Here is a 13,906-nt window from a genome sequence, read left to right as displayed (position 1 = left end):
ACAGATATCATACTCAGCGGCACGAGCACTTCGCTCGTGCCGAGCGCCCGAATGGGCGCCGCCGGTAGTCCGGCGCCACGCGAAGAGCGTGCTCCTCGCACGACGCCAAGGCCGGCGGATGCCGGCCGCCCGGCGCCTGAGGGGGCCTTGATCGCCGCAGCGATCAAGGCCGCGATAGAACGCTATCAGGCGATGCGCTCGCCGTGCAGCGAGACGTCGAGGCCCTCGCGCTCCTCCTCCTCGGCGACGCGGAGGCCGACGATGGCATCCACGATCTTGAGCAGGATGAAGGTGCCGACGGCGCAGAAGACCAGCGTCGCCCCCACCGCATAGACCTGGATGAGCAGCGTATCCATGCCGCCCGAGGTGCCGGCCGGCGACGCCGTCGTCGCGGAGAGCGGGCCATAGGCGAAGACGCCGGTCAGCAGCGCGCCGACGATGCCGCAGATGCCGTGCACGCCGAAGGCGTCCAGGCTGTCGTCATAGCCGAGCGCATGCTTGAGGCCGGTCGCGCCCCAGAAGCCGGCGAGGCCCGCGACGATACCGATGATCAGCGCCGGTCCGGGCAGCACGAAGCCTGCCGCCGGGGTGATGGCGACGAGGCCCGCCACCGCGCCGGAGATCGCCCCCAGCACCGAGGGCTTGCCCTTGGTCGCCCATTCGCCGAACACCCAGGCGAGGGCCGCCGCGGCCGCTGCGAGCTGCGTCACGAGCATCGCCATGCCGGCGCGGCCATTCGCACCGACCGCCGAGCCCGCGTTGAAGCCGAACCAGCCCACCCAGAGCAGCGCCGCGCCGATGACCGCGAGGCCGAGGTTGAAGGGCGAGAGATTCTCGCTGCCGTAGCCCACACGCTTGCCGAGGACCATCGCGGCCACCAAGCCGGCGACACCCGCATTGATGTGCACCACCGTGCCGCCGGCGAAGTCGAGCGCGCCGAGGGCGAAGATCCAGCCGTTCGGGTGCCAGACCCAATGCGCGATCGGCGCATAGATCAGCACCGACCAGAGGGTCGTGAAGACCAGCAGGGCCGAGAACTTCATACGGTCGGCGACGGCGCCGGTGATCAGCGCCGGGGTGATGATGGCGAAGGTCATCTGGAACATCACGAAGACGGTCTCGGGGATCGTCGTCGCGACGGCGGCATCGCCGCTGCCGAGCGTGAACGGCTTGTCCCAGTTCTCCGCGATGCCGCTCAGCAGGAACCTCGAGAGGTCGCCGAAATAGGCCCCGCCCTCACCGAAGGCGATGGAGTAGCCGATCACGCACCAGACCACCGAGACGAGGGCGGCAATGGCGAAGGACTGCATCATCGTCGCCAGCACGTTCTTCTTGCGGACCATGCCGGCATAGAAGAGCGCGAGGCCCGGAACGGTCATCATCAGCACCAGGGCGGTGGACGCCAGCATCCATGCCGTGTCGCCGGTGTCGATCTTAGGCGCCTCCGCCTGGGCGAAGGCCGGCCCGGAAGCCAGCAACGCCGTGGCCAGCGCGCCGCGCGCAAGCATCTTCATGCTTTCAGTTCCCCCATCTCTCGTTCGTCATTCCGGCTGCGTCAGAGCGCGGAGCCGTCGGTTTCACCGGTGCGGATGCGGAGCGCGCGCTCCACGTCCATCACGAAGATCTTGCCGTCGCCGATCTTGCCGGTGCGAGCGGTGTTCGCGATGGCCTCGACCACTGCATCCACCAGTTCGTCCGCGACGGCGACCTCGATCTTCACCTTGGGGAGGAAGCTCACCTGGTACTCCGCCCCGCGATAGATCTCGGTCTGACCCTTCTGGCGACCGAAGCCCTTCACCTCGGTCACGGTCAGGCCCTGCACGCCGAGCGGGGTGAGCGCTTCGCGCACCTCGTCGAGCTTGAAGGGTTTGATGATGGCAATGACCATCTTCATGGCGCCGTCGTTCCTTCTCTGCGGCCGTCGGGGCTTGGACTATCCAAGAGCCGTGCCATGCCCCTTTGCGGGTGGAATCGCTTCCGGCACAACAAACAGCACAAGTTTTGTGCAATTTGACTGCCCAAGAATGGAGCAGTTCGGCGCCCCTGCCGCGCACAGCCGGGCGCGCTATATCCTCGCGCAGCAACAGCTCACCGGGACGCCATGTCGGAGCAGGAGAATGAGGTCGCCGTCTGCATCGTGGGCGCCGGGCCGGTCGGCGCCACGCTGGCGGCGCTGCTGGCTGCCGAGGGCGTGGCCGCCGCGGTCGTCGACGCCGCGCCGCTGCCGCCGATGGAGCTGCCGGCCTTCGACGGGCGGTGCTACGCGATCGCGGCCGCCTCGCAGCGCATCCTCGCCCGCGCCGGCGTCTGGGACCGGCTGCCGGAGCCGCCCTGCCCGATCCTCGACATCCGCGTGGCCGATGGCCGCCCGGGCGAGCCCGCCTCCCCCCTCTCGCTGCATTTCGACCACGCGGAGGCGGGGGACACGCCCTTCGGCTGGATGGTGGAGGCCCGCGCGCTCCGCGTCGCGCTGAACGCGCGCCTGCCCTCCCTCCCCAACCTCAGCATCCACGCCCCGGCCCGGGCCGAGGTCACCCGCACGCCGGATGGCGCCCGCATCGCGCTGTCGGACGGCACCCATCTGCGCGCCCGGCTGGTCGTCGCCGCCGAGGGCCGCAACAGCCCGCTGCGCAACCAGGCCGGCATCCGCGTCTCCACGCTCGACTATGGCTGCCTCGGCATGGTCGGCGCGATCGCGCATGAGAAGCCGCACCACAACACCGCGCTCGAGCAGTTCCTGCCCAACGGCCCTTTCGCGCAACTGCCGATCGCCGGCACGCCGGAGCATCCGCATGCCAGCGCCATCGTCTGGTCGGAGCGCACCGCGATCGCGAAGCGCGCACTCGCCATGGATGACGCCGCCTATGGGCGGGAGATCGCCCGGCGCCTCGGCGATCACCTGGGCCGCGTCACGCCCATCGGCCGCCGCTGGTCCTACCCGCTCTCGGCGCTGCATGCGCATCGCTACACCGACACGCGCCTGGCGTTGGTGGGCGATGCGGCGCATGGCATCCACCCGATCGCCGGCCAGGGTCTCAACCTCGGCTTCCGCGATGTCGGTGCCCTGGCGGCGCTGATCGCCGAAGCGCTGGCGCGCGGCGAGGATCCCGGCGGCGCCGCGCTGCTCGCGCGCTACCAAGCGAAGCGGCGGCCGGACGCGCTGATGATGCTCGGCGCCACCCATGCGCTGGAGCGGCTGTTCGGCAATGATTTCGGGCCGCTCCGCATCGCGCGCCGGCTCGGCATCGCGGCGGTCGGGCGCATACCGCCGCTGAAGCGCTTCTTCATCCGCCAAGCGATGGGCGTGACCTGATCATACCAGCGGCCTCAAACACCGGGCACCGCATTCGCGGCCACGGACCGGTCAAGCAACCGGTCCGTGGCATCAGACCGGCACGGCCGTCGTGTACTTCACCTGGCTCAAGGCGAAGTGCGAGGCGGATACCGCCACGTTGGGATGGTTCAGCAGCTCGCGCATGAGGAAGCGCTCGTAATCCGCGACGTCGGCCACGACGATGCGCAGCAGATAATCCCATTCGCCGGACATGGAGTAGCATTCCATGATCTCCGGCCGCGCCCGAAGGAAAGTCTCGAACGCCTGGCGCATCTCCGGCGCGTGCGATTTCATGCGGACCTGGAGCATGACGTTCACCCCGCGCCCGACGCTCCGCGGATCGACCAGCCGCACCGCGCCGCGCAGCACGCCCGCTTCCTCCAACGCCTTGATCCGTCGCCAGCACGAGGTGGGCGAGGCGCCGACGCGTTCGGCCAGCGCGGCATGGCTGAGGCCCGCATCTTCCTGCAGCGCCCGGAGGATCTTGCGATCGACCTCGTCCATCTGGAATGCTGGGTTCATCTTTAGGGGAAATCTCGAAACAAGCATCCAAACAATGCGCATATGGGCGCGAGTTTGGAACCAAATTTCCGCCAGGTTGCGCGCAGGCTGTTTCCATGAGCGACGCCAAGGCGACCCTGCCCGCAACCCCTCCGCCCGGCGCGGCGGCGGACTGGACGATCCCGCAAGCCTGGAGCGATTACACCCCGGCCGAACACGCGATGTGGGACCGCCTTTTTGAGCGGCAGTCCGCCATGCTGCCCGGCCGGGTCGTGCCGGCCTTCCTGGACGGGCTCGATGTGCTGCGGATGTCCAAGCCCGGCATTCCCGATTTTGGCGAATTGTCCGAGCGCCTGACCGGCCTGACCGGCTGGAAGGTCGTCGCCGTCCCGGGGCTGGTGCCTGACGACGTCTTCTTCCGCCACCTGGCCAACCGCACCTTCGTCGCCGGGCGCTTCATCCGGCGGCCGGACCAGATCGACTATCTGGAGGAGCCCGACGTTTTCCACGACGTGTTCGGCCATGTGCCGCTGCTCGCCAACCCGGTCTTCGCCGACTACATGCAAGCCTATGGCGCAGGCGGCCTGCGTTCCCTGGAACTCGGCGCCATGCACCGGCTGGCGCGCCTCTACTGGTACACGGTCGAGTTCGGCCTCATCCGCGACGGCGACGCGCTCAGGATCTATGGCGCCGGCATCGCCTCCAGCCACGGCGAGTCACTCTTCGCGCTGGACGATCCTTCGCCGAACCGCATCGGCTTCGACCTGCAGCGCGTGATGCGAACCCGCTACCGCATCGATGACTACCAGCAGACCTACTTCGTCATCGACAGCTTCGAGGCGCTGCTGCGGGAGACGCTCGACACCGATTTCGCGCCGCTCTACCGCGCGCTCGACACCGCCCCGGACATTGCGACCGACGCCATAGTGGAGGGCGACCGCATCTTCCATCGCGGCTGCCAGGCGCATGCGCTCGCGGGCAAGCCTGCCGCCGAGTAGTGGATCAAGGGTGCCGGCCGCGGACCGGCGGATCGCGCGAAAGGCCACGGGCCGCCAGCGCCGCTTCGTACTCCGTCCAGATCCGCGCCTGGTCGCGGCCGAGCTGGTGGAGATAATCCCAGGAGTAGATGCCGGTATCGTGCAGGTCGTCGAAGGCGATCCGCACCGCATAGTGCCCGACCGGCTCCACTCTGATGATGCCGACATGCCGCCGCCCGGCCAGGATCACCTTCTGCCCCGGCCCGTGCCCCTGCACCTCGGCCGAAGGACTCTCGACGCGCAGATACTCGGCCGGCAGCGCAAAGCGGCTGCCGTCGTCGAAGGCGACGTCCAAGATATTTTCGGCACGCCGGAGACGGATCTCCGTGGCATTGGGCATGCGTCGGGAACCTCCCTTCCCATCCTCGGATCTCTTGCGGCCGCAGGCCGCCACCGGTTCCTGCGGAGCGAGGCGAAGCCGATGCTCCGGGGCCGCGAATGCGGCCCCGCGCGCGACCATCAGCCGCGCCGGGTGCGGCCTGACAGCGCGTCAGCCAAGCCGGCGGATGCCGGCGCCGGCGACTGAGGCTCAATCAAGCTTTCTGGCCTCGTCGGGGAGCATGATCGGGATGCCGTCGCGGATCGGGAAGGCGAGGCCCGCCTTGTCGCTGATCAGCTCCCCGGCCTCACGGTCATAGCGCAGCGGCCCCTTGGTCACCGGGCAGACCAGGATCTCCAGCAACCGCGGATCGACCGCGACCGTCCCATCGCCGCTCATCGCACGCACCTTCCGTTCAACTCGGCCGCCCTTCCGTCGATGCGCAGCCGGCTGCCCCCATGCGCATCAGCGCGATCAGCATGGCGGCGCGGCTGCAGGCGTCCGGCGCCTCCAGCAGGGCCTGCTTCTCCGGCACCTCGAAGGGGCAGACCATGGAGAGCGTCGTTACCAACATGGCGTCCGCCGTCTGCTCCACCGCATCCCAGTTCGCCTCGATGCCGCGGGCCCGGAAATAGGGCCGCAGCGCTCCCATCAGCGCCGGCCGGTCGACCGGCGGCAGCTTGGCGCCCTGTGCCAGATCCGCCTCGAAGCCGGCATAGTCCGGCCGCACCATCCGGTAGCCGCGGCGCATCGCCAGTTCCTCGGCCACCTTGAAGCGGATCAGACCGGACAGCGTGACCAGGAATCGCCCGTCCTCCGTCTCGCTGAAGGAGGACAGGCGTCCGAGACATCCGACTTCGTAGAGGCAAGGCCCGTTCCCGCAGCCCCCGGCGGCCGGATCCGGCTGAACCATGCCGAACATGCGTCCATTCGCCAGGCTGTCCTCGACCATCGCCACGTAGCGCGGCTCGAAGATGTTCAGCGGCAGCTTCCCGTCCGGCAGCAGCAGCGCGCCGGAGAGCGGGAAGACCGCGATCTCCGATGGCAGCGCCTCGAGCCGGGGATGGAAGGCGGGCATGCTCTCCTCAGCGGAACAACAGCGACGACAACTTGCGCCGGCCGGCGACCGAGGCGGGATCTGAGAAGCCCCAGGCCTCGAAGAATTTCAGCAATTGCTTGCGCGCCGCTTCCTCGTTCCAGGCGCGGTCGCGCTTGAAGGCTTCGAGCAGGGCATCCACCGCCTTCTCGCGCTCATCAGCGGCGTTGAGCGCCACCGCGAGGTCGATGCGGGCCTGGTGATCATTCGGATCGGCGGCAAGCCGCGCCTCGAACTCGCCGAACTTCTCCCGCGCCCGGCGACCCTCGGCCGCGAGCTCCAGCGCGGAGCGGACCGAGGCGATCTCGGCATGGTCGTGCAGCTTGGCGGGCACGTTCCCGAGGACGGCGAGCGCCTGCTCCTCCTCGCCGAGCGCCATCAGGCTGCGGGCGACGCCGGCGAGCGCTTCGGCATTCTCGGGCTCGGCCTGGGCAAGGGCGCCAAAGAGCTCCAGCGCGCCCTGGTGGTCGCCCTCCTCGGCAGCCGCCTTGGCCTCGGCCAGCAGATCGGCGGCGGGCATCTGGCCGCCGGCCGTCTTCAGGAGCTGCTCGATGAACTTCTTCACCTCGCCCTCGGGCAGTGCACCCTGGAAGAGATCGGCGATCTGGCCCTGCCAGAAGGCGACGACGGTCGGTACCGATTGCAGCGGCAGCCCCATCTGGCTGAGCTGCTGCACCAGGGCGCGGTTCTGGTCGATGTCGATCTTGACCAGCCGCACCCGGCCCTGCGCAGCGCGAACCACCTTCTCGAGCGTGGGCGTGAGCTGCTTGCAGGGGCCGCACCAGGTCGCCCAGAAATCCACGAGGACGGGGACCTCGCGGCTGGCGTTGATCACGTCCTGCATGAAGGTCTTCTGGTCGCCGTCCTTCACCGGATCGGGGCCGCCAGTGGGGGCAGCCTGGCGGTTCGGGTCGAAGATCACATCCATGGGGCCAGCATTCCTCGGTGGTTCGAGGCCGCCCGGATCGCGCACGGCACCAAGGACCGGCACCGGCCCGCCCGGCGGACTCAATCATCCCATAGATGCGCTGCACGGGCCTGGACGCAAGGCGGAAAGCGTCACGCTGGACCTCAAACGCCGGCGGCCACACCCGCGGCCGCTGGGCATCGGCTGCGCTCGCCGCCGCAGAAACCTATGGCGGCCTGCGGCCGCTTGCATTGCACCATCAGGGTTTACGCGCCGTTGGGCAAACTCCCCGCACGGCGCGCCTCCGCTTCTTCGACCGCGGCCCGCGCTGCCGCGAGGATGCGGTCGGAGAGTGACCGGTCACCCACAGCGCGGGAAAGCACCACGGCGCCGACCAGGGTCGAGAGCGCGGCCAGCGCGGCATCGGGCCGGTCCTCGGGCGGTGTCGTTGCCATCCGCGCCGCAAGCCGCGTCGCAGCGCCCTGTACAGCTTCCGCGATGGCCTCTCCGACCGGACCACCCCGCCGCGCCGCCTCCACGGCGAGCGTCGGCAAGGGACAGCCGCGGTCCGGCCGATCGCGATGCTCGGCGGAGAGATAGGCCGCGGCGAAGGTCGGGAGATCGACGGGTTCGCGCCGCGCCCAACGCGCGGCGGACGCTTCCATCGCATGGCGCGCCGCCTCCGCCGCCAGCGCCTCCTTCGAGGCGAACTGACCGTAGAAAGCGCCATGGGTCAGCCCGGCCTCGCGCATCACGTCCGTGAGCGCGACACCGTCGATGCCGTGCTCTCGGAACAGACGTGCCGCCGCCTTCAGCACGCGTTCGCGGTTCGCTGCCGCCACTTCGCGGGACACCTTCATCGTCCGCTCCTGCGCTTGACCGCTTAAATTATACTCATCATGATTAACCGCCTCAACGGGGAACGCCGCCGATGCCGCTCGACGGGCTCGAACAACTGCGCGCGCTGCTGTCGGGCGCCCGCCCGCCGCCGCCCTTCGCCGAGGCCACCGGCATCTGCCTGACCGAGGTCGCGCATGGGCAGGTGGTGTTCATCGGCGAACCCTCCCGCCGCTACTACAACCCGCAGGGCACCGTGCATGGCGGCTGGATCGCCGGGCTGCTCGACAGCGCCATGGGCTGCGCCGTGCATTCGGCGCTGCGGCCCGGCCAGAGCTACACCACCATCGACATGACAACCGGCTATGTCCGCGCCGTGGTCGAGGATACCGGGGCGCTCCGCTGCGAGGGGCGGCTGGTGCATATGGGCCGCCGCGTCGCGCGCGCCGAAGGTAAGGTCTTCGACGCCGAGGGCCGTCTGGTCGCGCATGGCAGCGAGACCTGCCTGATCCTGGAAGCGGCGCCGGCATGAGCGCGACCACGGCGCCTGCGCCGTCGGAGCTGCTGCGCCGCATCGGCGCGCTCGCCGCGCCGACCATGCTGATGTCGCTGCTGCAGGCCGCGGCCCAGCTCTTCGAGACCTGGCTGGCCGCACGCCAGGGCACCGCAGCGCTGGCAGGCTGGGCGGTGGTGCTGCCCTTCGCGCTGCTGCTCCAGCAGATGTCGGCGGGCGCCATGGGCGGCGGCGTCGTCTCCGCGATCGCCCGCGCCCTCGGCGGCCGGCGGGACGCGGAGGCCTCCGCCCTCGTGGTGCATGCGGTGCTGATCGCGACCGCCGCGGCGCTGGTCTTCGCGATCGCGCTCGCCGGCTTTCCGCGGAGCATCCTCGGCGCCATCGCCGGCGAGGCCGCAGCCGTGGCGGCGGCGCCCTATGCCATCTGGCTGTTCGGCGCCGGCGCGCTGCCCGCCTGGCTCGCGAACACGCTGGCCTCCGTGCTGCGCGGCGGCGGACGGCACGGGCTGGCGGCGCGGGTGATGGCCGGCGTCTGGATCGCCATCCCGGCCATCTCCTGGCTGCTGGCGGAGCCGGCGGGTCTCGGCCTGACCGGCATCGGCATCGCCTTCGCCCTGGTCTTCTGGGTCGCCTCCCTCATCATGGCGATGGTGGTGCTGCGCGGCGGCGCCGGCTTCGTGCCTGACCGGCGCGCCCGCATTTCCGGCGCGCTGTTCAAGCGCATCCTGTCGGTCGGGCTGGTCGCCTGCCTGCTGGCCTCCATCGCGAACCTCACCACCATCATGGTGACGATCCAGATCGCGAGCCATGGCGCCGCCGCGGTCGCCGCCTATGGCATCTCGGCACGACTGGAATTCCTGATGATCCCGCTCGCCTTCGGCATCGGCTCGGCGCTGACGGCGCTCGTCGGGCGTGCGGTCGGCGCCGGGGACTGGGCGACCGCGCGCCGCATCGCCTGGGCCGGCGGGCTGCTGGCGCTCGCCGTCGCGGGCGGCGTCGGCGCCTTCGTCGGGCTGCAGCCGGCGCTGGTCGCCGGCGCCTTCACCCGCGATCCGGAGGTCGCCGCGATCGCGACCCGCGCGATCGCGATCATCGGGCCCGCGCTCGGCGGCTTCGGGCTTGGCATGGCGCTCTACTTCGCATCCATGGGTGCGGGACGGATGCGCTGGCCGGTGGCCGCCGCGCTATCGCGCATCGGGCTTGCGGTCGGGCTCGGCTGGGTGCTGGGCGTGCCCCTCGGCTTCGGGCTGGAGGGCCATTTCCTCGGCGTCGCGCTCGGCATCACCGCCTATGGGCTGGTCACGGCCGCCGCCGTCCGGCCAGGCGTCTGGCCGGGGAAGTCCTAGAGGCCGCTCTCCAGTTCACCCTGTGTTAGCGATCTCTCTGCCTATGCTGCCGGCACGTCAGCTGCCCGAACGTCCGCAGCGAGGCGGAGAGAGGCGCATGGCTGACTTCATCCCCACAGAGCTGACGCCCGACATGCTGAAGGCGGGCGTGGATGCCCTTCGCGAGATGGTGCCCTGTTCGGACGAATGGGAGCAGAAGGGCGTGGAGGAATTCGTCACCCGCATCTGGGCGGCCTGCGCCATCGCCTATGACACTCACGGCCGCCAGCTATCGCTCTGGGAGCCACTGCGCGGTCTGTCGACCAGGCACTAGGAACCTGTCCGAGAGAGATGCGCGGAGGGCTGTCGAGGGATTTTTCGTCCCTGATGTGGCGGCCTCCTCGCCGATGCTGGTGGCATCGGCGAGGAGGCCGGCGCTTACTGCAGCTCCGGGATGACCCAGAGCGGCTTCTCGCCGCGGGCGACGCGCTGGCAATTGTCGAAGGCGTTGCGGAAGCGCGCCTGCTGATTGTCCCAGGTCGGGCCGGCATAGTGCGGGCTCAGGATCACATTCGGCAGCTTGAACAGCGGGTTGTCGGCCGGCGGCGGCTCCTGGTCGAAGACGTCGAGGCCGGCGCCGGCAATGGTGCCGCCTTCCAGCGCCGCGGTCAGTGCGCGCTCGTCGATCACCGGCCCACGGCAGGTGTTGACCAGGAAGGCGCTGGGCTTCATCGACGCCAGCTCCGCCGCACCGATCATGTGCTTCGATGCCGGCGTCAGCGGCACGTGCAGGGAGACGATGTCGGAGGTCCGGAGGATCTCGTTCAGCAGGCGGAAGCGGACGCTCAGCGCATCCTCCTCCGCTTCCGAGACGCGGCGGATGTCGTAATACTGCACCCGCATGCCGAAGGCATTGGCAAGGCGGGCCACCTTCTTGCCGATGGCGCCGAGGCCGACGAGACCGAGCACCTTGTCGCGCAACTCGAACAGCTTGACGGAGCCCGGGTTGTTGCCGCGCCAGCGGCCGGTCACCACGCTCTCATGCTGCCAGACCAGGCGCCGGCAGACCGCCATCATCAGCAGCATGGTGTGTTCGGAGACGGCGGTGGAATTGGCACCACCATTGTTACAGACCGGGACGCCGGCGCCGCGCGCCGCTTCGATATCGACCGTGTCGTAGCCGGCGGAGAGAAGCTGGAACAGCTTGAGCTGCGGCGCCGTCCTGAAGAACCCGGCATCGATCGCGCGATTGCCGAAGCCGACCAGGAAATCCGCCGTCGGCGCCGCGGCCTTGAACTCGGCGCTGCCGAGCGGGGCCACCACCATCTCCATGCCCGAGGGCACGAGTTCGCGCGCGATTTCCATCGCGCTCAACGGGCTGTCCATCATGAGGATGCGGGGGGCCATGCGTCTCGTCCCTGGGGTTGCTTGCCGCCAGGATAGCCGTGGCCTGCATTCCGGCAAGCCGGTGCGCCGCGGAGCGCGATGACAGCCCGTCCACCTTCGCGCCGCGAAGCGCTCGCTACACGTCGAGGAAGACCGTCTCGCCGTCGCCCTGCAGGCGGATGTCGAAGCTGTAGACGGGTATCCCGCCGCGCAGCGCGCGCGGCGCGATCAGCGTGAAGCGGCGCGCCGGCTCGACCATGCGCAGCACCGGATCCTCGGCATTCGCCGCGTCCTCATCCGCGAAGTAGACCCGCGTCGCGAGGCCGGTGTTGATGCCGCGCGCGACGATCCAGAGGCTGGCATGCGGCGCCATCGGGCCCACCCGCCCCGGCTTGATGGTGTCGAAGCCCCAGACCCCGGTCGCGAAATCGGTCCCCGATCGACCCCAGCCGCGGAAATGCGGGTCGGGCGGTGGCCCGTTCTGGCGGTCGGCCGGATGCGCGAAGCGCCCGCCCGCATCGGCCTGCCAGATCTCGACCAGCGCGTCACGCACCAGCGCGTCGGCGCCATCGAAGATGCGGCCTTCGATGCGGATGCGCTCGCCCTTCGTCTCTGGCGTCAGCATCGCGGCGCCGAGGTTGTTCTCGAAGATGTCGAAGCCGGCCTGGCGCGGGATCAGGCCGATATGCACGTAGGGGCCAGCGGTCTGGGAGGGTGTCTCAGGCAGCTTGCTCATGCCACGCTCTCGAAGCGGGAGGCGCCGCGGCCGCGCAACACGATATCGAAGCGCCAAGCCAGCGCCTCGAAGGGCGCGGAGGCCTCCATGTCGAGCGTCGCCACCAGCCGTTGCCGCGCCGCCACATCCGGCATGGTGCCGAGGATGGCGTCGCGGGCGATCAGCGGGTCGCCCTCGAAATAGGACTGGGTGATCAGGCGCTGGGAGAAACCCTGGCCGAAGACCGAGTAGTGGATATGCGCCGGGCGCCAGTCATTCTCCCGGTTCGGAAAAGGATAGGGGCCCGGGCGGATGGTGCGGAAGCGGTAGCGGCCTTCGGCATCGGTGATGACGCGACCGCAGCCGCCGAAATTGGGGTCGATCGCGGCGGTGAAACTGTCATTGGTATGCCGGTAGCGACCGCCGGCATTGGCCTGCCAGATCTCGACCAGCACCCCCGGCACCGCCCGCGCATCGCCGTCCAGCACCCGGCCATGCAGGGTGATGCGCTCCCCGATCGGATCGCCGTCCCGGGCATGGTTGCGGGTGAGGTCCGCGTCGATCGGATCGAGCTCGCTCTCCCCGAAGATCGGCCCGGTGATCTCCGTGAGCGTGCTGCGGAGGGAGAGCAGGGGCTGGCGCGGCGCGCGCAGCAGCGTGCTGCGATAGATCGGCGCGAGCGCCGGCGGATGCGCGGCCGCATCGCGCGGGGCGAATTCGAGGTCAAGGTCCATGCCACCCGCTCCCATCAACGGTGCCGCGCCAAGGGCGCGGCACCGGCTGTCATAGCATCACCGCATCGGCCAAGCGTACATCAGGCCGCCGCGGGTCCAGAGGTCGTTGGCGCCGCGCGGCAAGGCGATCGGGGTGTCGGGGCCGAGGGTGCGGTTGTAGAGTTCCCCATAGTTCCCAACCGCCCGGATCGCGTTGTAGGCCCAAGCCGGGTCGAGCTTCAGCGCCTGGCCGAGCACCGGATCGGCGCCGAGCAGGCGGCGGATGTCAGGGTTCTGCGCGGTGCGGCGCTGTTCCTCGGCATTGGCGGCGGTGACGCCGAGCTCCTCCGCCTGGATCAGCGCATTGATCGTCCAGCGGACCACGTCGAACCATTCCTGATCGTCGCGGCGCACCACGGGTCCGTAAGGCTCCTTGCTGATGCGCTCGGGCAGGATGACGAAGTCGCCCGGCGCGGTGAACTGGCTGCGCAGCGCCGCGAGCTGCGTCGCATCCGTGCCGATCGCGTCACAGCGCCCGGCCTGGAGGGACGTGGCGTTGTCCTGCATCCGCTCCTGCAGCAGCGGCGTGAAGCGCAGGTTGTTGGTGCGGAAATAGTCGGCGGTCACCACCTCGTTCGTGGTGCCCGGCGACAGGCAGATCGTCATCCCATCCATGCCGCGCAGGTTGGTGACGCCGGAATCGCGACGCACCATGAAGCCGTGACCGTCATAGAGGTTCGCGATGGTCAGGCGCAGGCCGAGATTGGTGTCGCGCGTCATCGACAGCGTGGTCTGGCGGATCAGCACGTCGATCTCGCCCGACTGCAATGCGGTGAAGCGCTGTACGGCGGTGAGCGGCACGAAGCGGACCTTTGTGGGATCGCCGAGCACGGCGGCGGCGACCGCGCGGCAGAGGTCGGTGTCCATCCCGCGCCAGACGCCCTGGCTGTCCGGCAAGGAGAAGCCGGCGACGCCGACATTGACCCCGCAGGCCAGGATGCCGCGCTGCTTGACGCCATCGAGTGTCGCACCCGCCTGAGCGGCGGTGCCGGCGACGACGACGCCGATCGCGGCGAGCGCCGCGACCGCGAATTTCCGGATCATGTTTCCCCCCTTGGGATTCGTCAGAGGGGCGCAGTCTCCACCCGCGGGCCACCCACGGGCAAGTGATGTCGGAGCATCGCCCGCTCGGGCGCGCGCGGCCGAATGGGCAACGGGAACC

Annotated in this window: 17 protein-coding genes; 5 read left to right on the top strand and 12 right to left on the bottom strand. The window is 69.7% G+C overall.

Annotated features, from left to right (window positions below; translation table 11 throughout):
* Positions 1-185: 185 nt before the first annotated feature.
* A complete protein-coding gene (locus GXW71_RS24445) occupies positions 186-1,514 on the bottom strand; it encodes an ammonium transporter (protein ID WP_211855312.1) in 1,329 nt (442 codons plus the stop codon).
* Positions 1,515-1,555: 41 nt separating this feature from the next.
* A complete protein-coding gene (locus tag GXW71_RS24440) occupies positions 1,556-1,894 on the bottom strand; it encodes a P-II family nitrogen regulator (protein WP_211855311.1) in 339 nt (112 codons plus the stop codon).
* Positions 1,895-2,101: 207 nt separating this feature from the next.
* Between GXW71_RS24440 and GXW71_RS24435 the strand changes: the two genes are divergently transcribed.
* A complete protein-coding gene (locus tag GXW71_RS24435; protein ID WP_211855310.1) occupies positions 2,102-3,313 on the top strand; it encodes a UbiH/UbiF/VisC/COQ6 family ubiquinone biosynthesis hydroxylase in 1,212 nt (403 codons plus the stop codon).
* Positions 3,314-3,385: 72 nt separating this feature from the next.
* Here the strand turns inward: GXW71_RS24435 and GXW71_RS24430 are convergent, their stop codons facing one another.
* Positions 3,386-3,856 (bottom strand): Lrp/AsnC family transcriptional regulator, encoded by a 471-nt coding sequence (locus GXW71_RS24430; protein WP_211855309.1) that lies wholly within the window; start codon positions 3,854-3,856, stop codon positions 3,386-3,388.
* A 95-nt stretch (positions 3,857-3,951) separates the two neighbouring features.
* Between GXW71_RS24430 and phhA the strand changes: the two genes are divergently transcribed.
* Entirely contained in the window at positions 3,952-4,833 is an 882-nt protein-coding gene (gene phhA / locus GXW71_RS24425) for a phenylalanine 4-monooxygenase (RefSeq protein WP_211855308.1), read from the top strand.
* Positions 4,834-4,837: 4 nt separating this feature from the next.
* Here the strand turns inward: phhA and GXW71_RS24420 are convergent, their stop codons facing one another.
* The 5 genes from GXW71_RS24420 to GXW71_RS24400 all read right to left on the bottom strand — a co-directional run bounded on the left by GXW71_RS24420 (position 4,838) and on the right by GXW71_RS24400 (position 8,054).
* Positions 4,838-5,212 (bottom strand): gamma-butyrobetaine hydroxylase-like domain-containing protein, encoded by a 375-nt coding sequence (locus GXW71_RS24420; protein WP_211855307.1) that lies wholly within the window; start codon positions 5,210-5,212, stop codon positions 4,838-4,840.
* A 189-nt stretch (positions 5,213-5,401) separates the two neighbouring features.
* Positions 5,402-5,590, bottom strand: a complete 189-nt coding sequence (locus GXW71_RS24415) for a Trm112 family protein (RefSeq protein ID WP_211855306.1) — start codon at positions 5,588-5,590, stop codon at positions 5,402-5,404.
* Positions 5,591-5,606: 16 nt separating this feature from the next.
* Complete coding sequence (locus tag GXW71_RS24410) at positions 5,607-6,269, bottom strand: LON peptidase substrate-binding domain-containing protein (protein ID WP_211855305.1); 663 nt, start codon at positions 6,267-6,269, stop codon at positions 5,607-5,609.
* A 7-nt stretch (positions 6,270-6,276) separates the two neighbouring features.
* The gene (locus tag GXW71_RS24405) at positions 6,277-7,215 is read right to left on the bottom strand and encodes a tetratricopeptide repeat protein (RefSeq protein WP_211855304.1); all 939 of its coding nucleotides are present in this window, start codon (positions 7,213-7,215) and stop codon (positions 6,277-6,279) included.
* A gap of 245 nt (positions 7,216-7,460) precedes the next feature.
* Positions 7,461-8,054 (bottom strand): TetR/AcrR family transcriptional regulator, encoded by a 594-nt coding sequence (locus tag GXW71_RS24400; RefSeq protein WP_211855303.1) that lies wholly within the window; start codon positions 8,052-8,054, stop codon positions 7,461-7,463.
* Between the two features lie 71 nt (positions 8,055-8,125).
* Here GXW71_RS24400 and GXW71_RS24395 point away from each other — a divergent pair, with 71 nt between their 5' ends.
* The 3 genes from GXW71_RS24395 (at position 8,126) to GXW71_RS24385 (ending at position 10,204) form a co-directional block, all read left to right on the top strand.
* Entirely contained in the window at positions 8,126-8,563 is a 438-nt protein-coding gene (locus tag GXW71_RS24395) for a PaaI family thioesterase (protein ID WP_211855302.1), read from the top strand.
* Positions 8,560-9,891, top strand: a complete 1,332-nt coding sequence (locus tag GXW71_RS24390; protein ID WP_211855301.1) for an MATE family efflux transporter — start codon at positions 8,560-8,562, stop codon at positions 9,889-9,891. Before GXW71_RS24395 ends, GXW71_RS24390 begins: the two co-directional genes overlap by 4 nt.
* Before the next feature lie 97 nt (positions 9,892-9,988).
* Positions 9,989-10,204 (top strand): hypothetical protein, encoded by a 216-nt coding sequence (locus tag GXW71_RS24385; protein ID WP_211855300.1) that lies wholly within the window; start codon positions 9,989-9,991, stop codon positions 10,202-10,204.
* 104 nt (positions 10,205-10,308) lie between these two features.
* Here the strand turns inward: GXW71_RS24385 and GXW71_RS24380 are convergent, their stop codons facing one another.
* The 4 genes from GXW71_RS24380 to GXW71_RS24365 form a co-directional block, all read right to left on the bottom strand.
* Positions 10,309-11,277 (bottom strand): 2-hydroxyacid dehydrogenase, encoded by a 969-nt coding sequence (locus GXW71_RS24380; protein ID WP_211855299.1) that lies wholly within the window; start codon positions 11,275-11,277, stop codon positions 10,309-10,311.
* Between the two features lie 115 nt (positions 11,278-11,392).
* Complete coding sequence (pcaG, locus tag GXW71_RS24375) at positions 11,393-11,992, bottom strand: protocatechuate 3,4-dioxygenase subunit alpha (protein ID WP_211855298.1); 600 nt, start codon at positions 11,990-11,992, stop codon at positions 11,393-11,395.
* Positions 11,989-12,705 (bottom strand): protocatechuate 3,4-dioxygenase subunit beta, encoded by a 717-nt coding sequence (pcaH, locus tag GXW71_RS24370; RefSeq protein ID WP_211855297.1) that lies wholly within the window; start codon positions 12,703-12,705, stop codon positions 11,989-11,991. The genes pcaG and pcaH overlap by 4 nt, the downstream gene beginning before the upstream one ends.
* Positions 12,706-12,762: 57 nt before the next feature.
* Complete coding sequence (locus GXW71_RS24365; protein ID WP_211855296.1) at positions 12,763-13,788, bottom strand: amino acid ABC transporter substrate-binding protein; 1,026 nt, start codon at positions 13,786-13,788, stop codon at positions 12,763-12,765.
* Positions 13,789-13,906: the final 118 nt, after the last annotated feature.

The sequence above is a fragment of the Plastoroseomonas hellenica genome, from assembly GCF_018129085.1.
Classification (GTDB): domain Bacteria; phylum Pseudomonadota; class Alphaproteobacteria; order Acetobacterales; family Acetobacteraceae; genus Plastoroseomonas; species Plastoroseomonas hellenica.
The sequence above is the reverse complement of the archived record's forward strand: the minus strand, read 5'-3'. Positions and strand labels throughout refer to the sequence as shown.